Source organism: Streptomyces sp. NPDC031466, from assembly GCF_055581265.1.
Window position 1 is genome coordinate 95,676 of the sequence record NZ_JBVIJT010000009.1, and the last position, 22,083, is coordinate 117,758.

Annotated in this window: 25 protein-coding genes; 14 read left to right on the plus strand and 11 right to left on the minus strand. The window is 72.6% G+C overall.

The features are described 5' to 3' along the window. Positions 1–22: 22 nt before the first annotated feature. On the minus strand, positions 23–1,024 hold the full coding sequence (locus tag ACZ5GP_RS22965) for a GNAT family N-acetyltransferase (protein ID WP_468752617.1): 1,002 nt from the start codon (positions 1,022–1,024) through the stop codon (positions 23–25). Positions 1,025–1,167: 143 nt separating this feature from the next. On the opposite strand from ACZ5GP_RS22965, the gene fdxA reads away from it, so the two are divergent. Further along, positions 1,168–1,488: a ferredoxin gene (gene fdxA, locus ACZ5GP_RS22970; protein ID WP_018089397.1), complete on the plus strand. Its 321-nt coding sequence runs from the start codon at positions 1,168–1,170 to the stop codon at positions 1,486–1,488. Between the two features lie 122 nt (positions 1,489–1,610). Beyond that, a complete protein-coding gene (locus ACZ5GP_RS22975; RefSeq protein ID WP_468752618.1) occupies positions 1,611–2,705 on the plus strand; it encodes a bifunctional succinyldiaminopimelate transaminase/glutamate-prephenate aminotransferase in 1,095 nt (364 codons plus the stop codon). A 66-nt stretch (positions 2,706–2,771) separates the two neighbouring features. On the opposite strand, the gene ACZ5GP_RS22980 is transcribed toward ACZ5GP_RS22975, so the two are convergent. Next, positions 2,772–3,260 (minus strand): ATP-binding protein, encoded by a 489-nt coding sequence (locus ACZ5GP_RS22980; protein WP_468752619.1) that lies wholly within the window; start codon positions 3,258–3,260, stop codon positions 2,772–2,774. A 325-nt stretch (positions 3,261–3,585) separates the two neighbouring features. Further along, entirely contained in the window at positions 3,586–4,488 is a 903-nt protein-coding gene (locus ACZ5GP_RS22985) for a heavy metal transporter (protein ID WP_468752620.1), read from the minus strand. Between the two features lie 62 nt (positions 4,489–4,550). Between ACZ5GP_RS22985 and dapE the strand changes: the two genes are divergently transcribed. Next, entirely contained in the window at positions 4,551–5,630 is a 1,080-nt protein-coding gene (gene dapE, locus ACZ5GP_RS22990) for a succinyl-diaminopimelate desuccinylase (protein ID WP_468752621.1), read from the plus strand. Positions 5,631–5,743: 113 nt separating this feature from the next. Beyond that, positions 5,744–6,520 (plus strand): LOG family protein, encoded by a 777-nt coding sequence (locus tag ACZ5GP_RS22995; protein ID WP_468752622.1) that lies wholly within the window; start codon positions 5,744–5,746, stop codon positions 6,518–6,520. Between the two features lie 191 nt (positions 6,521–6,711). Here ACZ5GP_RS22995 and folP read toward each other — a convergent pair whose 3' ends face one another. Further along, positions 6,712–7,572: a dihydropteroate synthase gene (gene folP / locus ACZ5GP_RS23000; RefSeq protein WP_468752623.1), complete on the minus strand. Its 861-nt coding sequence runs from the start codon at positions 7,570–7,572 to the stop codon at positions 6,712–6,714. Between the two features lie 142 nt (positions 7,573–7,714). Here folP and ACZ5GP_RS23005 point away from each other — a divergent pair, with 142 nt between their 5' ends. Together ACZ5GP_RS23005 and ACZ5GP_RS23010 are read left to right on the plus strand one after the other, a co-directional pair. Then, entirely contained in the window at positions 7,715–8,134 is a 420-nt protein-coding gene (locus ACZ5GP_RS23005) for a DivIVA domain-containing protein (RefSeq protein WP_468752624.1), read from the plus strand. Between the two features lie 2 nt (positions 8,135–8,136). After that, positions 8,137–8,730 carry a DNA-3-methyladenine glycosylase I gene (locus ACZ5GP_RS23010; protein WP_468752868.1) on the plus strand — a complete coding sequence of 198 codons (594 nt, stop codon included), beginning with the start codon at positions 8,137–8,139 and terminating at the stop codon, positions 8,728–8,730. Between the two features lie 3 nt (positions 8,731–8,733). Here the strand turns inward: ACZ5GP_RS23010 and chcB are convergent, their stop codons facing one another. Continuing rightward, on the minus strand, positions 8,734–9,534 hold the full coding sequence (gene chcB / locus ACZ5GP_RS23015; RefSeq protein ID WP_468752625.1) for a 2-cyclohexenylcarbonyl CoA isomerase: 801 nt from the start codon (positions 9,532–9,534) through the stop codon (positions 8,734–8,736). 38 nt (positions 9,535–9,572) lie between these two features. On the opposite strand from chcB, the gene ACZ5GP_RS23020 reads away from it, so the two are divergent. Next, on the plus strand, positions 9,573–9,854 hold the full coding sequence (locus ACZ5GP_RS23020) for a hypothetical protein (RefSeq protein ID WP_468752626.1): 282 nt from the start codon (positions 9,573–9,575) through the stop codon (positions 9,852–9,854). After that, the gene (locus ACZ5GP_RS23025; protein WP_003966491.1) at positions 9,842–10,009 is read left to right on the plus strand and encodes a DUF3117 domain-containing protein; all 168 of its coding nucleotides are present in this window, start codon (positions 9,842–9,844) and stop codon (positions 10,007–10,009) included. Before ACZ5GP_RS23020 ends, ACZ5GP_RS23025 begins: the two co-directional genes overlap by 13 nt. A 148-nt stretch (positions 10,010–10,157) precedes the next feature. Here ACZ5GP_RS23025 and ACZ5GP_RS23030 read toward each other — a convergent pair whose 3' ends face one another. Continuing rightward, on the minus strand, positions 10,158–10,853 hold the full coding sequence (locus ACZ5GP_RS23030) for an O-methyltransferase (protein ID WP_358585532.1): 696 nt from the start codon (positions 10,851–10,853) through the stop codon (positions 10,158–10,160). A gap of 156 nt (positions 10,854–11,009) precedes the next feature. Here ACZ5GP_RS23030 and sigE point away from each other — a divergent pair, with 156 nt between their 5' ends. The 5 genes from sigE to ACZ5GP_RS23055 all read left to right on the plus strand — a co-directional run bounded on the left by sigE (position 11,010) and on the right by ACZ5GP_RS23055 (position 16,169). Further along, complete coding sequence (gene sigE, locus ACZ5GP_RS23035) at positions 11,010–11,783, plus strand: RNA polymerase sigma factor SigE (protein WP_358585512.1); 774 nt, start codon at positions 11,010–11,012, stop codon at positions 11,781–11,783. After that, positions 11,780–12,793 carry an anti-sigma factor family protein gene (locus ACZ5GP_RS23040; RefSeq protein WP_468752627.1) on the plus strand — a complete coding sequence of 338 codons (1,014 nt, stop codon included), beginning with the start codon at positions 11,780–11,782 and terminating at the stop codon, positions 12,791–12,793. The genes sigE and ACZ5GP_RS23040 overlap by 4 nt, the downstream gene beginning before the upstream one ends. A gap of 149 nt (positions 12,794–12,942) precedes the next feature. Next, positions 12,943–14,772, plus strand: coding sequence for a S1C family serine protease (locus tag ACZ5GP_RS23045; protein WP_468752628.1), 1,830 nt, complete (start codon positions 12,943–12,945; stop codon positions 14,770–14,772). Positions 14,773–14,917: 145 nt separating this feature from the next. Continuing rightward, positions 14,918–15,379 carry a sec-independent translocase gene (locus tag ACZ5GP_RS23050; protein WP_468752629.1) on the plus strand — a complete coding sequence of 154 codons (462 nt, stop codon included), beginning with the start codon at positions 14,918–14,920 and terminating at the stop codon, positions 15,377–15,379. Positions 15,380–15,500: 121 nt separating this feature from the next. Continuing rightward, positions 15,501–16,169 carry a hypothetical protein gene (locus ACZ5GP_RS23055; RefSeq protein WP_468752630.1) on the plus strand — a complete coding sequence of 223 codons (669 nt, stop codon included), beginning with the start codon at positions 15,501–15,503 and terminating at the stop codon, positions 16,167–16,169. 42 nt (positions 16,170–16,211) lie between these two features. Here ACZ5GP_RS23055 and ACZ5GP_RS23060 read toward each other — a convergent pair whose 3' ends face one another. The 3 genes from ACZ5GP_RS23060 to ACZ5GP_RS23070 are packed head-to-tail and all read right to left on the minus strand — an operon-like array spanning position 16,212 to position 19,196. After that, on the minus strand, positions 16,212–17,345 hold the full coding sequence (locus tag ACZ5GP_RS23060; RefSeq protein WP_468752631.1) for an Mrp/NBP35 family ATP-binding protein: 1,134 nt from the start codon (positions 17,343–17,345) through the stop codon (positions 16,212–16,214). Between the two features lie 44 nt (positions 17,346–17,389). Then, positions 17,390–17,929 (minus strand): DUF1003 domain-containing protein, encoded by a 540-nt coding sequence (locus ACZ5GP_RS23065; RefSeq protein WP_468752632.1) that lies wholly within the window; start codon positions 17,927–17,929, stop codon positions 17,390–17,392. Beyond that, positions 17,916–19,196, minus strand: coding sequence for a magnesium transporter MgtE N-terminal domain-containing protein (locus tag ACZ5GP_RS23070; protein WP_468752633.1), 1,281 nt, complete (start codon positions 19,194–19,196; stop codon positions 17,916–17,918). Before ACZ5GP_RS23070 ends, ACZ5GP_RS23065 begins: the two co-directional genes overlap by 14 nt. Before the next feature lie 251 nt (positions 19,197–19,447). Between ACZ5GP_RS23070 and ACZ5GP_RS23075 the strand changes: the two genes are divergently transcribed. Then, positions 19,448–20,179: a hypothetical protein gene (locus ACZ5GP_RS23075; protein ID WP_468752869.1), complete on the plus strand. Its 732-nt coding sequence runs from the start codon at positions 19,448–19,450 to the stop codon at positions 20,177–20,179. A 113-nt stretch (positions 20,180–20,292) separates the two neighbouring features. Here the strand turns inward: ACZ5GP_RS23075 and ACZ5GP_RS23080 are convergent, their stop codons facing one another. Beyond that, complete coding sequence (locus tag ACZ5GP_RS23080; RefSeq protein ID WP_468752634.1) at positions 20,293–20,811, minus strand: hypothetical protein; 519 nt, start codon at positions 20,809–20,811, stop codon at positions 20,293–20,295. Between the two features lie 23 nt (positions 20,812–20,834). Beyond that, entirely contained in the window at positions 20,835–21,974 is a 1,140-nt protein-coding gene (locus ACZ5GP_RS23085) for a magnesium and cobalt transport protein CorA (protein ID WP_468752635.1), read from the minus strand. Between the last annotated feature and the right edge of the window lie 109 nt (positions 21,975–22,083).

A 22,083-nucleotide genomic window follows, 5' to 3' on the forward strand; every position in this document is an offset into this window, starting at 1 on the left:
CCGCCCCGCCGGGGCCGCCGCCTCAGGGACCGTCGTGCCGGTAGTGGTGGTAGGTGTGATGTGCCGCGAAGCCCATCCGGTCGTACAGCGCCCGCGCGCCGCCGTTGCCGTCCTCGACCTGGAGCCAGGCCGCCGACGCGCCGTCCAGCAGGGCCTGCCGGGCCAGCGCGGTCATCACCGCGGTGGCGAGTCCCCGCCGCCGGTGCTCCGGGTCCACCTCGACCGCCATGAAGCCCGCCCAGCGCCCGTCCACCACGCACCGCCCGATGGCGGCCGGGCCATCACCGCTCCCGGGCACGGAAGCGAACCACACCGACGGCCCGCTCGCCAGCACCTCGGACACATGGGATGCCACGTCCCCGGCCCGCCCGTACCGCCGCAGCCACGCCTCGTCGCACGAGCGGGACAGCTCTACGCGCGACACGTCCGCGTCCAGATCCGCGACCGGCGCCAGGGCGCCGACGCGCAGCTCCGCGCTCACCTCGCGCGCCCAGCCGCGCGCCTCCAGCTCCGCGCAGAGCAGCTCCTGCGTGCCCTCGGCGCCCGTCGCGGTCTGCACATAGGCGGGCAGGCCGCGCGCCGCGTACCACTGCCGTACGTACGCCAGCGCCTCGTCCAGCGGCCGTCCCGGATCGCCCAGCGGCAGCACCGAGTTGGCGCGCCGCGTGAAGCCGCCGGCGGCCCGCAGCTCCCAGTCGCCGAGCCGCTCGCTCTCCGGCGGCTGCCAGGCCCGCGCGCAGACCCGCGCCAGTTCCGCGTACGAGGCGGCGGGCCCCCGTCTGCGGGCAGGCGCCGCCGGCACGACCTTCGCCGCGACCAGGGTGTCCTCCGCGATCCGCACGCTTTCGCCCGTCCGTCGTGTGATGAGCACCACACCATCGTTCCACGATGTGAGAACACCGACCGTGTCGGTGAACCCGCCGCCCGGTGAACCCGCTTCCCTCAAGCGTCTTACCGATACCCTTTTGCCCACGTCAGCAGGGGTGATGCGGACCTCAAGCCGTCCGCCCGCAGTGAATTCCACAGCTCTGTACGCCCCTCCTGTTCGGATCTTGCCCGGGAACGGAGATACTAGGGGCGGGCATCGACGACGCCGCGCTCCCGCGCGCCAGGCGAGCGGAGCCTGAGGACGGCCCGCCAACGCCCGTATCGAGGAGGAACGACAGCGTGACCTACGTCATCGCGCAGCCTTGTGTCGACGTCAAGGACAAGGCGTGCATCGAGGAGTGCCCGGTCGACTGCATTTACGAGGGCTCCCGGTCCTTGTACATCCACCCGGACGAATGCGTCGACTGCGGAGCCTGCGAACCGGTCTGCCCGGTCGAGGCGATCTTCTACGAGGACGACACTCCCGAGGAGTGGAAGGACTACTACAAGGCGAACGTCGAGTTCTTCGACGAGCTCGGTTCGCCCGGTGGCGCAAGCAAGCTCGGTCTGATCGAGCGCGACCACCCCTTCATCGCCGCACTGCCGCCGCAGAACCAGTAAGAACGGCAGCCTGAGCGCCGCCCCGGTCCCGTACGGCATGTCCTGCCGTACGGGACCGAGGCATTTCCACCGCGGCGCCGCGGGCCGCCCCCACGAAACAAGCGCACCACGGGAGTGAGCACGTGTCCGCAGTCTCCGATCGGCTTCCCGCCTTCCCCTGGGACAAGCTGGAGCCCTACAAGGCCACCGCGGCCGCGCACCCGGACGGCATCGTCGACCTGTCGGTCGGCACACCGGTCGACCCGGTCCCCGAGCTGATCCAAAAGGCCCTGGTCGCCGCCGCCGACTCGCCGGGCTACCCGACGGTGTGGGGCACCCCCGAACTGCGCGACGCGCTCACCGGCTGGTGCGAACGCCGCCTGGGCGCACGGGGCATCACGCACCGCGAGGTCCTGCCGGTCGTCGGCTCCAAGGAACTCGTCGCCTGGCTCCCGACCCAGCTGGGCCTCGGCCCGGGCGACGTCGTCGCCTACCCGCGCCTCGCCTACCCGACGTACGAGGTGGGCGCGCGGCTGGCCAGGGCGGAGTACGTCGCCTACGACGAGCCGACGGACCTCGACCCCACCAACCTGCGGCTCCTGTGGCTCAACTCGCCCTCGAACCCGACCGGCCGCGTCCTCACCCGCGAGGAGCTGACCCGCACCGTCGCCTGGGCGCGCGAGCACGGCGTGCTGCTCGTCAGCGACGAGTGCTACCTGGAACTGGGCTGGGAGGCCGACCCGGTCTCGGTCCTGCACCCGGACGTGTGCGGCGGCTCCTACGAGGGGATCGTCGCCGTCCACTCCCTGTCCAAGCGGTCGAACCTCGCGGGCTACCGCGCCGCGTTCGTCGCCGGTGACGCGGCCGTCCTCGGCGACCTGCTGCAGATCCGCAAGCACGGCGGCATGATGACCTCCGCGCCGACCCAGGCGGCCGTCGTCGCGGCCCTCGGCGACGACCAGCACGTGCGCGAGCAGCGCGAGCGGTACGCGGCCCGGCGCGCCGCTCTGCGGGACGCCCTGCTGGGGCACGGCTTCCGCATCGAGCACAGCGAGGCGAGCCTGTACCTGTGGGCCACGCGCGAGGAGTCCTGCTGGGAGACCGTCGGACATCTCGCGGGGCTCGGCATCCTGGTGGCGCCCGGCGACTTCTACGGGCCGGCGGGCGAGCGCTTCGTGCGCGTGGCGCTGACGGCGACGGACGAGCGGGTGGCGGCGGCGGTCCAGCGCCTGGCGTGAGCCGCGCCCGGACATGACGCGGGCCCGGAGCCACCGGCTCCGGGCCCGCGTGCGGGTGCCGGGCGATCAGCCGAGCGGCAGGCCCTGGGTCGGCAGGCCGGCGGTGGGCAGACCGCTGGTGGGCAGGCCGCCCTTGCTCACCGCGTCAGTGGGCAGACCGCCCTTGCTCACGGCGTCGGTGGGCAGGCCGCCCTTGGTGGCGGTGCCCGCCGTGTCGCCGAGCACCTCGCCCGCGCTGCCCGCGACGTCGCCGGCGGCCTTCTGCGCGGCCGGGGCGGCGGTCTTGGCGCCCTTGCCGACGACCTTGCCCGCGGCCGGGACGGCCTTCTTCACGGCCTTGCCGCCGGTGTCCCCGGCGGTCTTGGTGGTGTTCTGGGCGGCGCCGTCGACGGTGTTGCCCAGACCGGCGCCGTCCAGCGCGGTCAAGCCGCCCAGGTCGGGGGAGGCGGGCAGGCCAACGGCGCTCGCGGAGCCGGCCGCACCGACCACGGAAGCTGCACCTGCGGCGCTGAGCAGCGCGGCGCGGGCGATCCGGCGGGTCAGGGGGAGGGACATGGTGCTCCTTCAGACGGGAGAGAACGTTGGATGTCCAGCCGGATCGGCTCCGGCGCCCCACCGGATGGCTTCCGGCGATCGGACGCCGTGACTACCGCTCGAAGCCCGGGAAGGTTGCGGTGCGCGGACGTAAAGAGTTGGCAATACGTCGCATTATCGGCTCTGGATAAAAACGGGCAAACGGATCGCGGCCGAGGTGCGCTGCCGAATCCTTCATCCTCTTCGTTCCCAAGGGATCGGGCAGGGGCCCGCGCAGGCGGCGGAGAGGCCGGCGGACCCGGCGCGCCGCGATGATCGCCGCCCCCCGAACGGGTGACGTGGCGTACTACTGCCCGGTGACGATGCGCACCTCGCCGGAGGCACGGCCCGGCCCCGCCGCGCCGTCCCCGCGCACCCTGCGCCACGTCCCCGACTCCGCGGCGACCCACTCCCGCCCGCCGTACGAGACGCGCTCGACGCGCAGCGCGGAGGCCTGCGCCACCGCCCAGTGCGCCAGCTCCCAGCCGCGCCGCGGTGCCCTGCCGTCGGCCGCGGCCGTGGTGGGCACCGGAACCGTCACCGTCCGCCCCCGGCCCTCGGTCCGCACCCCGCGCCCGAAGTCGCGGGCGAGCGCCGCCCGCACCCGCGCCGGGCCGCCGGGGACCGCGCCCGGGCGTCCCTCGCAGCTGAAGGAGGCGGGCGCGCGGCCGGTGAGCGCGGCGGCGAGCAGCACGGCGTCCGGCTCGTGCTTGGCGTACGCCTGCGGATAGCCGCTGCGCTGCACGCGCTGGGCGGCCACCGTGAGCGGCAGCCGCGAATAGCCGGGGACGTCGGCGAGATGCTCGTAGAAACGGGCCGCCGAGTACGCCGGGTCCATGATCTGGCGCTCGTCGCCCCAGCCCTGCGTGGGGCGCTGCTGGAAGAGGCCGAGCGAATCCCGGTCGCCGTGGCGGATGTTGCGCAGCCCCGACTCCTGGAGGGCGGTCGCCAACGCGATCGTCACGGCCCGCTCGGGCATGCCGCGCGAGGTGCCGACGGCGGCGACCGTCGCGGCGTTGCCCGCCTGCTCCGCGGTGAACTCGTACGCCGCGCCGTCGTCGTGGGCCGACACCACCCGGCACCGCGCCGGCGGCTTGCCGCCGTACACGTACTGCACCGCCACATAGCCCGCGACGGCGCACAGCACGAGGACCGCGGCCGCCAGACGGCGGAGACGGCCGCGCCGCGCGAAGAGGGGTGGCTCAGGCACGCGACCAAGGTACTGGAGTCCGCCGACCGGCCCGCCCGCCCCGCGGCGTTAGGGTCGTGCGCATGTCCCAGACCCCGCTTGACCTCACGCTGGACGCCGCCGAGCTGACCGCCCGGCTCGTCGACTTCCCGTCCCCGAGTGGCTCGGAGAAGGACCTCGCCGACGCCATCGAGACGGCCCTGCGCGGCCTTTCGCACCTCACCGTCGACCGGCACGGCAACAACGTCGTGGCCCGCACGCACCTCGGCCGCGCCGAGCGGGTCGTCCTCGCCGGGCACATCGACACGGTGCCGATCGCGGACAACGTGCCCTCCCGCCTCGACGAGGACGGCGTCCTGTGGGGCTGCGGCACCTGCGACATGAAGTCGGGCGTCGCCGTCCAGCTGCGCATCGCCCGGACGGTGACCGAGCCCAACCGCGACCTCACCTTCGTCTTCTACGACAACGAGGAGGTCGCCGCCCACCTCAACGGCCTCGGCCATGTCGCCGAGGCCCACCCCGACTGGCTGGCCGGCGACTTCGCGGTCCTCCTGGAGCCCACCGACGGCCAGGTCGAGGGCGGCTGCCAGGGCACCCTGCGCGTCCTGCTGAGGACCAGGGGCGTACGGGCGCACTCCGCGCGCGCGTGGATGGGCTCCAACGCCATCCACGCCGCCACCCCGATCCTGGACAAGCTCGCCGCGTACGAGCCCCGCAGGCCGTTCGTCGACGGCCTCCAGTTCCACGAGGGCCTCAACGCCGTCCGCGTCGAGGGCGGCGTCGCCACCAACGTCATCCCCGACGAGTGCACCGTCACCGTCAACTTCCGCTACGCCCCCGACCGCAGCGAGGAGGACGCCCTCGCCTTCGTGCGCGAGTACTTCGCCGACTGCGGCGTCGACGAGTTCGTCGTCGACGACCACACGGGCCCGGCCCGCCCCGGCCTCACCCACCCCGCCGCCGCCGCGTTCCTGGCGGCCGTCGGCGGCGAGGCCCGCCCCAAGTTCGGCTGGACGGACGTCTCCCGGTTCAGCGCGCTCGGCGTACCCGCGGTGAACTTCGGCCCCGGCGACCCGCTGCTCGCCCACAAGGTCGACGAACGCGTCAAGGCCTCGCGCGTCCCGGAGGCGGAGGAACGGCTGCGGGCCTGGCTGACGGCCTAGCCCGGCCCCGGGGCCACCGGGGCACCCTCCCGGTGCCGGACATCCGCAGGTCCCTCGGGCGTAACCCGCGTGGACCTACCCTGTGGGTCACGCACGCATGGAGGGAGCAGACGATGACCAACCCCGACGCCGGCACGGACCGAGGGACCCCCGCTGCCGGGAAGCGTCCCGAGGAGCAGCGGCTGGGCCCGGTGCTGCGCCGCCGCGACAAGGTCCAGGCAGGCACCACCGATCAGCGTCTCCTCGACTCCGACGGCCCCTCCGAGTGGGTGCACACCGACCCCTGGCGGGTCCTGCGCATCCAGTCGGAGTTCATCGAGGGCTTCGGCACCCTTGCCGAACTCCCGCCCGCCATCAGCGTCTTCGGCTCGGCACGCACCCCGATGGACTCGCCGGAGTACGCGGCGGGGGTCGAGATCGGCAAGGCGCTCGTGGAGGCCGGGTTCGCGGTCATCACGGGCGGCGGGCCCGGCGCGATGCAGGCGGCCAACCAGGGCGCCGTCGAGGCGAAGGGCACCTCGGTCGGCCTCGGCATCGAGCTGCCCTTCGAGCAGGGCCTGAACCCCTACGTCGACATCGGCGTGAACTTCCGCTACTTCTTCGTCCGCAAGACGATGTTCGTGAAGTACGCGCAAGGGTTCGTGGTGCTGCCCGGCGGCCTCGGCACCCTGGACGAGCTGTTCGAGGCGCTCACCCTCGTCCAGACCCGCAAGGTCACGCGCTTCCCGATCGTCCTGTTCGGCACGGGGTACTGGAGCGGCCTGCTCGACTGGCTGAAGAACACGGTCATCGCCCAGGGCAAGGCCTCCGAGGCCGACCTGCTCCTCTTCCACGTCACGGACGACGTGGAAGAGGCGATCTCCCTGGTCACCAAGGAAGTCGGCAAGTAGGCGCAGAGCGCCCGCATAGACACCTGAGGCCAACCCCCGACGGGCGACCGCCGGGGGCCGGTGCCCCGCGATCGTCGCCACCATGACCGTTTCTTCGTGCCGCCCTCGCACCGCTCGGCGCCCGGGGCGTCTCCCGGGCTTCGCACGGCTGTGCCGGACTCCGTCCGGCCTCTGGGGGCGGGCCCGGTTGCTCAGGCCAACCCCCGACGGGCGACCGCCGGGGGCCGGTGCCCCGCGATCGTCGCCACCATGTCGAGTACCTGCCTCGTCTCCGCGACCTCGTGCACGCGGTAGACCTGCGCGCCCAGCCACGCCGAGACCGCCGTCGTCGCCAGGGTGCCGATCACCCGCTCCTTGACCGGCTTGTCCAGCGTCTCGCCCACGAAGTCCTTGTTGGACAGCGACACCAGCACCGGCCAGCCCGTCTCCACCATCTCGCCGAGCCTGCGGGTGGCCTCCAGGCTGTGCCGGGTGTTCTTGCCGAAGTCGTGCCCCGGGTCGATCAGGACCGACTCGCGCGGCACGCCGAGGCCGACCGCGCGCTCGGCGAGGCCCACCGTCACGCGCAGGATGTCGGCCATCACGTCGTCGTACGCGACGCGGTGCGGCCTCGTCCGCGGTTCGGCACCGCCCGCGTGCGTGCACACCAGGCCCACGCCGTACCGCGCGGCGACCTCCGCCAGCCGCGGGTCGACGCCGCCCCAGGCGTCGTTGAGCAGATCGGCGCCGGCCTCGCAGACCGCCTCGCCGACGTCGTGCCGCCAGGTGTCGACGCTGATCACCACGTCGGGGAACCTCCTGCGCACCTCGGCGACGAAGCCCACCGTGCGCCGCGCCTCCTCCTCGGCCGTCACTTCCTCGCCGGGGCCCGCCTTGACCCCGCCGATGTCGATGATGGCCGCGCCCTCGGCGACCGCCTGCTCCACCCGGGCCAGCGCGGGCTCGTCGCGGAACGTGGCCCCTTGGTCGTAGAAGGAGTCCGGGGTCCGGTTGACGATCGCCATGATCACCGGCTCGTGCGCGTCGAACTCGCGCCTGCCAAGCCTGAGCATGCCCTGTGGCCCTCCTGGGTCCTTGTCGCTGGTGGGTCCGTGCCGCGGTTCGGCCGCCTGCGACCTTAACTGTCACAGGCGCATGGCACGATCGGAGCCGCACAGTTTCAGCACGGGCAGTCGAGTGTGAGGGCCTGACGGCATGGTCTTGTTCTTGTTCCTGGTCATCGCCCTCGTCGTGGTGGTCGGCGCGGTGACCCTCGCCGTGGTCGGCGGCGGCGAGAGCGCCGTCCTGCCCGACGCCGCGCCCGAGCGGTTCACCGATCCGCTGCCTCCCGACCGGCCGCTGCGCCGGGCCGACGTCGACGCGGTCCGCTTCCCGACGACCCTGCGCGGCTACCACATGGACGAGGTCGACGACGTGCTCGGCCGCCTCGGCGCCGAACTGGCCGAGCGCGACGCCCGCATCGCCGAGCTGGAGGCGGCCCTGGCGGGCGTCCAGGCCACGGCGGTCGCGGGCCCGGCCCTCTTCGAGGGGTACGAGCGGCGCGGGGCCACAGGCGCCCACCAGGCGGACGGCAAGGGCATACAGGACGTCGAGGACGGGGAGAGCGGACAGTGAGCATCGAAGGCGGCGCCCTCGCGGGCCCGGACGGCGGCCTGCGCTGCCCCTGGGGCCTGTCCACCGAGGACTACATCGCGTACCACGACGACGAGTGGGGCCGCCCCGTCCACGGCGACGACGCGCTCTACGAAAGGCTCTGCCTGGAGGCCTTCCAGTCAGGCCTGTCCTGGCTCACCATCCTGCGCCGCCGCGCGGGCTTCCGCGCCGCCTTCGCGGACTTCAAGATCGCCGCGGTCGCGGAGTTCACGGCGGAGGACCGCGCCCGGCTCCTGGCCGACCCGGGCATCATCCGCAACCGCGCCAAGATCGACGCGACCCTCGCCAACGCGCGCGTGCTCGCCGACTGGCCCGCCGGCGAGCTGGACTCGCTCATCTGGTCGTACGCGCCCGACGCGGCCTCCCGCGAGGCGCCGAAGGCCCTCGGTGACGTCCCCGCGATCACCGACGAGTCCCTCGCCCTGGCCAAGGCCCTCAAGAAGCGCGGCATCCGCTTCGTCGGCCCGACCACGGCGTACGCCCTGATGCAGGCCTGCGGCCTGGTCAACGACCACCTCGCGGACTGCGTGGCCCGCGAGGCGGCCGGGACCGCCTGACGTTCAGCGCCCCAGGTACTTCGGCTGCTCCTTGGCGATGAAGGCCTCGACGGCGATCGCGTGGTCCTGCGAGGCGCCCGCCCTGCCCTGGAGCTCGTCCTCCTTGTCCAGCGCCTCGTCCAGCGAGTGGCCGGCCGCGTAGGCGAGGGACTCCTTCAGCGCCGCGTACGCGAGCGTCGGCCCCTCGGCCAGGGCGCGGGCCACCCGCGCGGCCTCGGCGGCGAGATCGGCCGCGGGCACGACCTTGTTGGCGATGCCCAGGTCGAACGCCTCCTGCGCGGTGATGTTGCGGGGGAAGAGCAGCAGATCGGCGGCGCGACCGGGGCCGATCACGCGCGGCAGCGTCCAGGAGACGCCCGAGTCGGCGGTCAGGGCGACCCCGGCGAAGGAGGTGTTGAACTTGGCGGTGTCCGCGACCACGCGGTAGTCGGCGGCGAGCGCGAAACCGAGCCCCGCGCCGGCCGCGACGCCGTTGACCCCGGCCACGACCGGCTTCGGCATGCCCGTCAGCGCCCGCACGATGGGGTTGTAGTGCTCCCGGACCGTGCTCATGGTCTGCCCCGTGCCCGCCTCGCGGTCGGCCGCGAGGGAGCCGATGTGCTCCTTGAGGTCCTGGCCCACGCAGAAGGCGCGCCCGGTCGCGGTGAGCAGCACCGCGCGCACCTCGGCGTCCGCGGCGGCCGACCGCACGGCCTCCCGCAGGGCGACCTTGGCCTCCGTGTTCATGGCGTTCATCGCCTCGGGACGGTTGATCGTGATCGTCGCGAGTCCGTCGCTCACCTCGTAGAGCACGCTGTCGGCCATGGTGGTCCCCTCCGCTGGTCCAGTACGTGGACCTCAGCATGACGGAGATCATCACGGTCCGGCACGAGGCCGGATATGTGACCTGCGTCAAAGAATTCCGGTTCTGTCGGGTGTGGGGGGCGGCGAAGTATCGCAGCCACATCGCCGAATTGGGTGGTTTTGCGGGCGCGCGTTGCGCAAGCGATGCAGACCGATGTTGGTCATCGGGTCCCGCGATGCGGGATAATGGCCTGGAAGCAATATGTTCGATGCCGGTGACACCTGGGTTGTCGGCTGCGATGAGCTGGTTTCAGGAAGGGGAACGAGCATGGCGGCCATGAAGCCGCGGACGGGCGACGGCCCGCTCGAGGTGACCAAGGAGGGGCGGGGCATCGTCATGCGCGTTCCGCTCGAAGGCGGCGGACGACTTGTCGTCGAACTGACTCCGGACGAGGCCGACGCGCTCGGCGACGCTCTGAAGAAGGTCGTCGGCTGACGCGGAAGCGCACCCACTCTTTTCACTGCCCCGGCATCGTCGATGCCGGGGCAGTGCTGTTTTTTCGGGCCCCAACCGGGGCGCGGGGCAGAAAAAAAGGAGCGGTCGGGAACCGCCCCTTTTCGTGCTCCTGTCCGCCGGCCTCGCGCTACCGCTTCACCGCGCAGAGCAGTCCGTCGCCCACCGGCAGCAGCGACGTGACCAGCTCCGGACTCTCCCGCACGGTGCGCAGCAGGTCCCGCAGTGCCAGGATCTCCACGGGCTGCGGCCCCGAGTCCACCGTCCTGCCGTCCGCGAAGACGCCCTCGAAGCAGACCAGTCCGCCAGGTCGCAGCAGGCGCAACGATTCGGCGAGGTAGTCCAGGGACTCCATGCGGTCGCCGTCGCAGAACACCAGGTCATAACCGCCGTCGGCCAGGCGCGGCAGGACGTCGAGGGCCCGCCCCGGGATGAACCGCGCCCGGTTGCCGGCGAAGCCCGCGGCACGGAAGGCCTCGCGGGCGAACTGCTGACGGTCGGGCTCGGGATCGACGGTGGTGAGCACGCCGTCGGGCCGCATGCCGTGCAGCAGGTGGATCCCCGACACTCCCGTCCCGGTACCGATCTCGGCGACCGCTTTCGCGTCGGCCGTGGCGGCGAGCATCCGCAGCGCGGCGCCGGTGCCGGGCGACACCGAGGGCAGCCCTGCCTCCCGGGCCCGGTCGCGGGCCCAGCGCAGCGCTTCGTCCTCGGCGACAAAGGCGTCGGCGAACGCCCAGCTCGTCTGCCGGTTGCCGGTAATGGCCCTCTCCTGTCCCCATGGTTGCCTGGCCGTGACTGTATCCGTTGGGCCGGGAACCCGCAGATGGGACCGGGCGTTTACAGGGAGTGGGAGGACGGCGGGGGGATCGGTATGGACCAGGAGCGGAAGCGGGCACGCCCGAGCGGCAGGACACGCGCGGCGAAGCCCGTACCAAATTCACGTAAAAACGCTTATCCGGAGCTAACGGGCGAGGTGGTTATGGTAGGGGCTCCACTGGACACCACCAGAGCCGACAGGGGAGGTGCGGCTGCGTCCGCGGTTCGGGGAGGAGCGCTCCGGCGTTTTCTCGGGTTGGCGGGTGAGCCGAAATCCGTGACCGACACCGCTGACCGCATCCGTGCCAACGACTCCGCTCAGACCGCGACCTTTGCCGCTGACGCGGATGCGCAGGCGTGGACTCCGCCCACCTGGGAGGAGATCGTCAGCACGCACAGCGGCCGGGTCTACCGCCTGGCGTATCGCCTGACCGGCAATCAGCACGACGCCGAGGACCTCACCCAAGAGGTCTTCGTCCGTGTCTTCCGGTCCCTGTCGACCTATACGCCCGGCACCTTCGAGGGCTGGCTGCACCGCATCACCACGAACCTCTTCCTGGACATGGTGCGCCGCAAGCAGCGCATCCGCTTCGACGCCCTCGGGGAGGACGCGGCGGAGCGCCTGCCGAGCCGCGAGCCCTCCCCCCAGCAGGTGTTCAACGACACGCACTTCGACGCGGACGTCCAGCAGGCGCTCGACACCCTCGCGCCCGAATTCCGCGCCGCCGTGGTCCTCTGCGACATCGAGGGCCTTTCGTACGAGGAGATCGCCGCCACCCTCGGCGTGAAGCTCGGCACGGTCCGCAGCCGTATCCACCGGGGCCGCTCGCAGCTGCGCAAGGCCCTCCAGCACCGCTCTCCCGAAGCCCGTGCCGAGCGTCGCTCGCTCGCGGTCACCGGAGCCGTGGCGCTGGGAGGAGGGGGCGCGACCGCGTGAGTGGATCACGGTCGAATCCTGACGAGCGGCAGCTGTCCGACGCCGAGCAGCATCTGGGGGACCGTCTCGCCGCCCTGGTGGACGGGGAGTTGGGCCATGACGCGCGCGAGCGCGTCCTCGCGCACCTGGCGACCTGCCCGATGTGCAAGACCGAGGCCGACGCCCAGCGCCGCCTGAAGAGCGTCTTCGCGCAGGCCGCTCCACCGCCGCCCAGCGAGAGTTTCCTCGCCCGCCTGCAAGGTCTTCCCGCGGGTGGCTTCGAGCCGCCCGACGACGCCGGGCACCCCGCCGGCGAGGGCTTCGCCACCGGATCGACCGGTTCCGCGGGGCTGCCGCGGCCCGGGCTCTTCGGCGTGCGCACCGACTCCTTCGTGGAGTACGCGCCCACCGGCACCCACGCCGCGGTGCTGCCCGGCACGGGGCGCGGCTTCCGCGTCCACGACGTCACCCGGCAGGACGGCGACCGCTCGCTCTGGCGCGGACGCCGCTTCGCGTTCGCCGCGGCGGGCGCGGTGTCGCTGGCCGCGATCGCGCTGGGCGGGGTCACCGCGGGCGTCCCCGCGGACCTCGGCGACCCGCGCGCCGGCGGCTCCAAGGCGCCCAGCAATGTCACGCCGCAGCGCAGCCAGGGCTCCGGTGTCGCCGCGACGCCCGACTCAGTGCGGCGGCGTGGCGCGGGCAACCCGTCGGCGGCGCAGGGCCGGCGCTCCGGCGTCCTGGCGGCCCCACTCGCCCCGACCGAGGTGCTGGGCCCCCTCCTGCCCGGTGGCGCGCGGCCGCCCCGCACCCATGGCGCCGTGCCCGAGCTGACGGCGCCGATGCCGGCGGGCGCCGCCCTGCTCTCTCCTCTGATACGCCCGCCCCAGCTGCCGCATCGCGTCCCCACGACGCCCCGCGTCGCGCGGCCGCCCGTGGCGGGCCAAGTGGGCTCGGACGGCGCGGAATCGGTGGACGCCACCGCGGTGAACCCCGTCCCGGGTCCGCTGCGGGACGCCGCGCAGGTCCACTGACGCGCCGGGAGCCCTGCGCTCCGGTGCGGGAACCTGGTTGAATCTCGGTGGACCGTACCTGTCGGGGGATCCGGCGGGCGCGGAGTTGTCGAGCAGGTAGTCGGCGAGCATGTCATCGGCGTCCGCCGCGGGCCAGTTGTGGGGAGAGCATGGACGAGGGCAAGCCCGCGAAGGCCAAGTGGTGGAGCCGTCCCCGGCCGGAGACGCCGGCCGGCCCGCCCCAGCCGCCCGTCGCGGCCCCCGAGGGCGCCGCCCCGCAGCCGGGGGTGACCCAGCAGCTCGACGTGTCCCGGCCGGGCGTGCCCGAGCAGCCGGGCGCGGTCCTGGAACCGGGTCCCGGTGCCAGTGTGCCGTCCGGCGGTGGCGTGGTCCCCGGTGACGCGGCCTCCTCCGCACAGGGCGAGCGGCCCCGCCCCCTGCACGACCCGGACCCCTACAGCACCCCGCCGTACGGGGAGCCGGGACCCTGGGCGCCCGCGCCCCCGGTCCAACACCCGGCGACCACCCCGGCCCACGGCACGACGCTCCCGCACGGCACGACGCCCGCGCACGGTGCGACGCCCCAGCACGGCACCACGCTCCCGCACGGGAACACACCGGCGCACGGCACGACGCCCCCGCACGGTGTGACACCCCCGCAGGGCACGGCGCCTGCCCAGGGCACGACACCCGCGCACGGCATGACGTCCCCGCACGGCGGGCCCGCGGCCGCCTCCGGCGCGTACGGCGGCGTTCCCCAGGTCTCTGCCGCCCCGCAGGCCCCACCGGCCCCGCAGGCGGCTCAGGGGGCGCCCAGGCCCGCGTACGACCCCTGGAACGTGCCGCTCCAGCAGATCGGGTCGCTGCCTCCGGAGACCAGGGAGCAGCAGCGCAAGCGCGGCAGGCGGGTCCTCGTCGTCGGGGTGGCCCTGATCGCCCTCGTGTCCGGCCTCATCGGCGGCGCGCTCGGGTCGTATCTGGAGCGCAACGGCCTGGACGAGATCGAACTGCCGCAGGCCGACGTCGAGTCCAAGGACCGCCCACGGGGCAGCGTGGCCGCGATCGCCGCCACGGCCCTCCCCGGAGTCGTGACGTTGCACGTCAGCGGCGGCTCGGCGCAGGGCACCGGCACCGGCTTCGTCCTCGACGGCAAGGGCCACATCCTCACCAACAACCACGTCGTCGAGCCCGCCGGCCGGGGCGGCCGGATAACGGTGACCTTCAGCGGCGGGGACACCGCCGAGGCCGAGGTGATCGGCCGTGACTCCGGCTACGACCTCGCGGTCGTCAAGGTCTCGGGCGTCCGGGGCCTGAAGCCGCTGACCCTCGGCAACTCCGAGAACGTGCGCGTGGGTGACCCCGTCGTGGCCATCGGCGCCCCCTTCGACCTGGCGAACACGGTGACCTCCGGGATCATCAGCGCCAAGGAGCGGCCCATCACGGCGGGCGGTGAGAAGGGCGACGGCAGCGACGTCTCGTACGTGGACGCGCTCCAGACCGACGCCCCCATCAACCCGGGCAACTCGGGCGGCCCGCTGGTCGACTCCAAGGCGCGCGTCATCGGCATCAACAGCGCCATCCGCTCCGCCGACGACGGCTCGGACCCGGGCCGCGGCCAGGCGGGCTCCATCGGCCTCGGCTTCGCCATCCCGATCAACCAGGGCAAGCGCGTCGCCGAAGAGCTGATCAACGTCGGGAAGGCCACGCACCCGGTGATCGGCGTCACGCTCGACACCGAGTTCACCGGCGACGGCGCCCGCATCGCCGACAAGAGCGGGGACGGCGGCCCCGCGGTCAATACGGACGGCCCCGGCGACAAGGCGGGCCTGAAGCCGGGCGACGTCATCACGGAGGTGGACGGCGCCCCCGTGCACTCCAGTGACGAACTGATCGTCAAGGTCCGCGCCCACCGCCCCGGGGACCGCCTCGACCTGACCGTCAAGGGCGGTGGCCGCGACCGCGAGGTGACCCTGGTGCTCGGCTCGGCGGACGGTGACTGAGCCGCCCGGGCAGCGGCCGGAGCTGGTCTGTGCCCCGTTGTGGCGCAGTGGCTACCGGACGGACACGGGCGCCGGGTACCGTGGGCACGGTCCAGACCTCGGACGACGACCTGTTGCGGGCTGAGGACATCGCAAGGAGCTCTAGGTGTTCAATGACATTGGCGCACTCGAGATAGTGGCGCTGGTCGTCCTCGCCGTGCTCATCTTCGGCCCCGACAAGCTGCCGAAGGTCATCCAGGACATCTCCCGCACGATCCGCAAGATCCGTGAGTTCTCGGACAGCGCGAAGGCGGACATAAGGGAAGAGCTGGGGCCGGAGTTCAAGGACTTCGAGTTCGAGGACCTGAACCCGAAGAAGTTCATCCGCAAGCAGCTCGACAACGACGAGCTGGGTCTCAAGGAGATCCGCAACGGCTTCGACCTGAAGAAGGAGATGAACGAGGTCGCGGACGCCGTGCACGGCCGCGCCAGCGACTCGTCCGACTCCTCCGCGCCGGCCGTCGCCACCTCCTCGGGCGCATCCAGTGTGGACATGCGGAAGAAGACCGCCGAGCCCGCCAAGCCCGACTTGGGTGACCGCCCGCCGTTCGACGCGGACGCCACCTGAGGCCTCGCCTGAACCGTCGTCGCCGACCGGTGTGGCTATCCTGCCTTGTTGTCCGGCGTGAGGACGCCCGAGGGGGGCGGGCCGCTCCGGACGGACAGAGAGACAGGAGGCGGCCGGGTACATGGAGACGACAAGTCGCGTAGGCGCGCAGGCGCCGGCCGCGGAGGGCACCGCGCAGACGGCGCCCTCCGTCCGGCGCACGGTCGACGGCTACCTGCTGGCGCCCTTCCCCTGGTACGGCCTCGACGAGGCGTTCACGGGGCCGCGCTGGCTGATGCGGGTCGGCGCGACGGCGGACGGCTGCGTGGAACACGGTTCGATCGGCCACGGCGAGGAGCCGTCGGTCCGCGCCGAGGGGACCCTCGGCAACAGCGACGACGAGCGCTTCGCGGTGGTGGTGACCGTCGCGGCCAACCCGGTGCGGCGCAGCGCGGACGGCACGGGTGTCCTGGAGGCGACCTCGGTCTCCTCGGCGGCCTGGCTCGCCGGGGTCGGCCTGCTCTCCTGCACCTGGCCCACCCAGCTGGACCACTCCCTGCGCGACGACTGGCTGGACCAGCAGACGGAGACGGCGTGGGTCCTCGCGGACGACCTGGAGGGGGCCGACTGGTCGTCGCTCTCCCTGCCCGTGGACGGGGAGCCGACGTCGTTCCACTACCGGGAGTCCGAGTACGGGTGGGTGCTCGCCGGCTCCACCGGGCAGGGCGTGCACCTGGGCGCGTACGGGCGCGGCATGAGCGCGTACGGGCTGGGGTTCTCGGTGATCGAGGACATCGGCGCGTACGCGTGACGCCGCCAGGGGCGCGTGGGGGTTCCCCGCGCCCCTGGGCGATCAGAACTTGTTGCGGGGCGTGATGCCCAGCGACATGCCCGACAGGCCGCGCTGGCGGCCGCCCAGCTTGCCCGCGATGGTGCGCAGCGCCGCGCCGGCGGGGGACTCCGGGTCGGTCAGAACGACCGGCTTGCCCTCGTCGCCGCCCTCGCGCAGCCGCACGTCGATCGGGATGGAGCCGAGCACCGGCACCGTGGCGCCGGTGGTCTTGGTGAGGCCCTCGGCGACCTTCTGGCCGCCGCCCGTGCCGAACACGTCGACCATCTCGTCGCAGTGCGGGCAGGGCAGCCCCGACATGTTCTCCACGACGCCCACGATCTTCTGATGGGTCTGCACGGCGATGGAACCGGCCCGCTCGGCGACCTCGGCCGCCGCCTGCTGAGGCGTCGTCACGACGAGGATCTCGGCGTTCGGGACCAGCTGCGCCACGGAGATCGCGATGTCGCCGGTGCCCGGCGGCAGGTCCAGGAGCAGCACGTCGAGGTCGCCCCAGAAGACGTCCGCGAGGAACTGCTGGAGCGCGCGGTGCAGCATCGGGCCGCGCCACACCACCGGGGTGTTGCCCGGGGTGAACATGCCGATGGAGATGACCTTCACGCCGTGCGCGGACGGCGGCATGATCATGTTCTCGACCTGGGTGGGCTTGCCGTCGACGCCCAGCATGCGCGGCACGGAGTGGCCGTAGATGTCCGCGTCGACGACGCCGACCTTCAGGCCGTCCGCCGCCATCGCGGCCGCGAGGTTCACCGTCACCGAGGACTTGCCGACGCCGCCCTTGCCGGACGCGACGGCGTAGACGCGGGTCAGGGAGCCCGGCTTGGCGAAGGGCACCTCGCGCTCGGCGGTGCCGCCGCGCAGCGCGGAGGCCAGCTCCTTGCGCTGCTCGTCGCTCATCACGTCCAGGGTGACGTCGACGCGCGTGACGCCCTCGACGGCGGCGACCGCGTCCGTCACGTTCTTGGTGATGGTCTCGCGCATCGGGCAGCCGGAGACGGTCAGATACACGGTGACCGCCACCGCCCCGTCGGCGCCGATGTCCACCGATTTGACCATCCCCAACTCGGTGATGGGTCGCTGGATCTCGGGGTCGTTCACCGTCGCCAGTGCTTCACGCACCGCGTCTTCCGTAGCCATAGACCCGATAGTACGGCGCGGTAACCCCGCCCGGGGAAGGGCCGTCAGCGGTCGCCTGCGTCACGCTGCTCGATCCGCTGCTCCTCCAGCTCCTTGACCAGGTCCTGGAGCTCGGAGCGGATCCAGTCGCGGGTCGCCACCTCGCCGAGACCCATGCGCAGGGAGGCGATCTCCCGGGTCAGGTACTCGGTGTCGGCGATAGAACGCTCGTTCTGTTTGCGGTCCTGCTCCAGGTTGACGCGGTCCCGGTCGTCCTGGCGGTTCTGCGCGAGGAGGATCAGTGGGGCGGCGTACGACGCCTGGAGGGAGAGCATCAGCGTCAGGAAGATGAAGGGGTACTGGTCGAAGCGCAGGTGATCGGGCGCCGCGATGTTCCACACCACCCACATGATGATGACGACCGTCATCCAGACGATGAACCTGCCGGTGCCCAGGAAGCGCGCGATCCGCTCCGAGAGCCGCCCGAACGCCTCCGGGTCGTAGTCGGGCAGCAGCTTGCGGCGCGGCGGGCGGGGCTGGTCGAGGCGGAACCGGGGGCTCCGGGGCTCGGCGCGGTTCTCGCGCTCCCGGTCAGCCGCCCCCATGGTCCGCTCCGTCCTGCGCCAGATGGAACTCCGTCTCGCGCCAGTCCTCGGGCAGCATGTGGTCCAGTACGTCGTCGACGGTGACCGCCCCGAGCAGCGCGCCGCCCTCGTCCACGACAGGGGCGGCCACCATGTCGTACGCCGCGAAGAAACCGGCGACGGTGGGCAGCGTGGCGCCGGGCGCGAGGGGCTGCAGGTCGTCGTCGAGGATCGAGCCGACCAGCGTGTAGGGCGGGTCGCGCAGCAGCCGCTGGAAGTGCACGGTGCCGAGGTACTTGCCCGTCGGCGTCTCGTCGGGCGGCCGGCACACGTACACCTGCGCGGCGAGGGCGGGGGAGAGGTCCTCCTTGCGCACCCGTGCCAGGGCGTCGGCGACCGTCGCGTCGGGGCGCAGCACGATCGGCTCGGTCGTCATCAGACCGCCGGCCGTGCGCTCCTCGTAGGCCATCAGGCGCCGCACGTCGGCCGCGTCGGCCGGCTGCATCAGGGCGAGCAGCCGCTCCTTGTCCTCCTCGGGCAGCTCGGCGAGGAGGTCGGCGGCGTCGTCGGGGTCCATGGCCTCCAGGACGTCGGCGGCGCGCTCCTCCTTGAGCTTGCCGAGGATCTCGATCTGGTCGTCCTCGGGCAGCTCTTCGAGGACGTCGGCCAGTCGGTCGTCGTCGAGAGCGGCGGCCACCTCGGCCCGACGCTTGGGCGACAGGTGGTGCAGCACGTTCGCGAGGTCGGCGGGCCGCAGCTGTTCGAAGGTGGCCAGCAGGTTCTCCGCGCCCTGGCCGTGCTCCTCCAGGGAGAAGCCGTCGACGGCGGACCAGTCGACGGTGAGCGTCTCGCCCTTGCGCCGGAAGGTGCCGCCCTTGCCCTTGCGTACGAAGACCCGGTCGATCTCCCAGTCGCGGCGGGCCGGCAGCTGCTGGACGGAGACGTCCAGGACCGTCACCTCCTCGCCGGACTCGACCAGGTGGACCCGGCGGTCGAGCATCTCGCCGAGGACGAGCCGCTCGGTGGGCCGCTGCTCGAAGCGCCGCACGTTCAGCACGCCGGTGGTGATGACCTGGCCCGACTCGATGCCGGTGACGCGGGTCATGGGCAGGAAGATGCGGCGCCGGGTGGCCAGCTCGACGACGAGGCCGAGCAGCCGCGGGGGCTTGCGGCCGACGCGGAGCATCGCCACCAGGTCGCGTACCCGCCCGACCTGGTCGCCGTTCGGATCGAAGACGGGGATGCCGGAGAGGTGCGAGACGAAGATCCGGGGCGCGCCTGCCGCCATGGGTCCGCCTCCTCTTCTCCGAAGTGATTCCTGCCGTTTCGTCCGGCAATACGGGCTTCAGGCTAGCCCGTCCCGCTCGGACACGCCCCGGCGGAGGGTCCGGACGGACCGGCTCCGATCCGCCGGGCCGACCCGGGTACGCTGCCGTACGCCCCCAGCCGTTGAGGCCGACCGCACGAGAGGCAGCGCCACCTGTGACCGTACTTCCCCTGGCCGGCCGCGCCCGCCGCAGGGCAGTGTTCGTGAGTGCGATGTGTGCCGGCGTGGTCGCGGCGGTCGCGGGTCTGACCGGCTGTGGCGGCGGCGCCGAGGACCCGGACGCGGGCACGAACGGCGTCGGGAAGCTGCCGGCGCCGAAGATCCAGAGCAGGTCGACCAAGGTGGCTGTGGCGGCGTCGGCGGTCCGGCTCTCGGGCACGGTGGTGAGCAAGGGCCACACGTACACCCTGGACATGCGCCTCAAGGACGAGGGCGGCACGGGCTCGGTCACCTCCAAGGGGCAGACGTTCCAGCTGCTGCGCGTCGGTGAGCAGCTGTTCCTCAAGGCCGACTCGCGGTTCTGGGCGCACAAGAGCGACCAGGGCGGCCAGGGCGACGGGAAGCCCGGGGCGGGCGACGACGCCGCGGCGGCCAAGCTCGACGGCAAGTACGTGAAGGTCCCGCAGGGCGATCCCGCCTACGAACAGCTGAGCGGCTTCACGGACAAGGGCGTGCTCCTCGCGGGCCTGCTCACCCTGCACGGCGAACTGGCCAAGGGCGACCGGGGCAGGACGGGCACGGTACGCACCATCAAGATCACCGGAGACGAGGGCGCGGGTGGCACGCTGAGCGTCTCCCTGGACGGCAAGCCCTACCCCCTGCGCCTGGAGCGCGGCGGCCACGCGGGCACCCTGAGGCTCACGGACTGGAACAGGGACTTCGCCCTCCAGGAGCCGGCGAAGACCGAGATGGTCGACTACGGCAAACAACTCCCCACGTCCTAACTCTCCACGTCATAGGACGAAGCGAGCTCCCGAGAGGCGACCCCCGAAGGGGCGCGGGGAACGGCGCGAGCAACCAGAACGCACCCGCGCGGAAGACGCCGAAGCGCGACCCCTCAACGGCGCTTGCGCCGGGACAACAGCCTGGGAAGCCCTGCGGGAACAGCCCGCCGAGTGGTGACGCCCGTAGGCACCGGCACCGCCGCCAGCGACGCCGAGGGCAACTCCGTCACCGCCGCACGCGGAGTGAGCCGCATGACACGGCACTCCGCGGCCCACCGCGCGGGCATCCGCTCGGCGTCCACCGCGTTGAGCCGCTTCCCCTTCAGCTCGGCGACGGCCGCCTCCCACTCCTCGGAGCCGGCCGCGAGCTCCGTCACCCGCGCCGTCCAGGCGACGATCCGCCCGCCCTTGTCCTTGCTGCGCACGGTCACCTCGGCGAGGCCGCCGTCGACGAGCCCGGGCAGCGGCTGCTCGCCGGGCCCGTCACCGACGAGGTGCGCGGCGCCGTCGTGCCAGACGTGCCACAGCGCCCGCGCGGGAGAGCCCTCGCCCTGGACCCAGATGAGGCCGGACTTCTTGGTGGCCTCCTCCACGAGGGCGCGGCCCAGCGGCATGTCAGCAGTCCCAGTCATGCGGGCAGCCTACCGAGTGGCGCTCACAGCCAGCCGTTGCGCTTCAGGGTCCGGTGGATGGCGAAGCAGGCGCCGCCGATGAGGGCGAGCACCATCGGGTAGCCGAACCGCCAGTGCAGCTCGGGCATGTGGTCGAAGTTCATGCCGTAGACCCCGCAGACCGCCGTCGGCACGGCGATGATCGCCGCCCACGAGGTGATCTTGCGCATGTCCTCGTTCTGGGCGACGGCGGCCTGCGCGAGGTTGGCCTGGAGGATCGAGTTGAGCAGCTCGTCGAAGCCTACGACCTGTTCCTGGACGCGTGTCAGGTGGTCGGCGACGTCACGGAAGTACTTCTGGATGTCGGGGTCGACGAGCCGCATCGGCCGCTCGCTGAGCAGCAGCATCGGGCGAAGGAGCGGCGAGACGGCCCGCTTGAACTCCAGGACCTCGCGCTTGAGCTGGTAGATCCGTCCGGCGTCGACGCCGCGCGCGGACCCCTTGCCCTTGCTCGGCGCGGAGAAGACCTCGCTCTCGACGTCGTCGATGTCGTCCTGCATCGCGTCGGCGACCGCGAGGTAGCCGTCGACGACGTGGTCGGCGATGGTGTGCAGGACGGCCGAGGGGCCCTTGGCGAGCAGCTCGGGGTCCTCCTGGAGGCGGCGGCGCAGGGCGCGCAGCGAGCCGTGCCCGCCGTGCCGGACGGTGATGAAGAAGTCCCGTCCGGTGAAGCACATCACCTCGCCGGTCTCCACGACCTCGCTGGTGGCGGTGAGTTCGGCGTGCTCGACGTAGTGGATGGTCTTGAAGACCGTGAACAGGGTGTCGTCGTAGCGCTCCAGCTTGGGCCGCTGGTGGGCGTGGACGGCGTCCTCGACGGCGAGGGGGTGCAGCCCGAACTCGGCTGCGATGCCCGCGAATTCGGCCTCGGTCGGCTCGTGCAGGCCGATCCACGCGAAGCCGCCCTCGCCGCGCACCCTGAGCATCGCCTCGCGCGGGCTGAGGGCGTCGGCGCTCGCCACGCGCCGGCCGTCCCGGTAGACGGCGCAGTCGACGACGGCGGACGCGGCTTCGCGGGTCGCGTCATAGGTGTCGTACGAGGAGGGGGAGGCGGTGGCGAAAGAGGTGCCGTCCTTGCGGAGCGAGGGGCGGACGGCGGCACGAAGGTCGCGGATCATCGACATGGGCAGGCTCCTTCGGGGGAGGCCGCCTACGGCGGGTGGAACTACCCGGAATGGGGACGTCCTGCTGCGGGATGTTTGGCACGTCCACAAAGCGGGGAGCACCGCACCG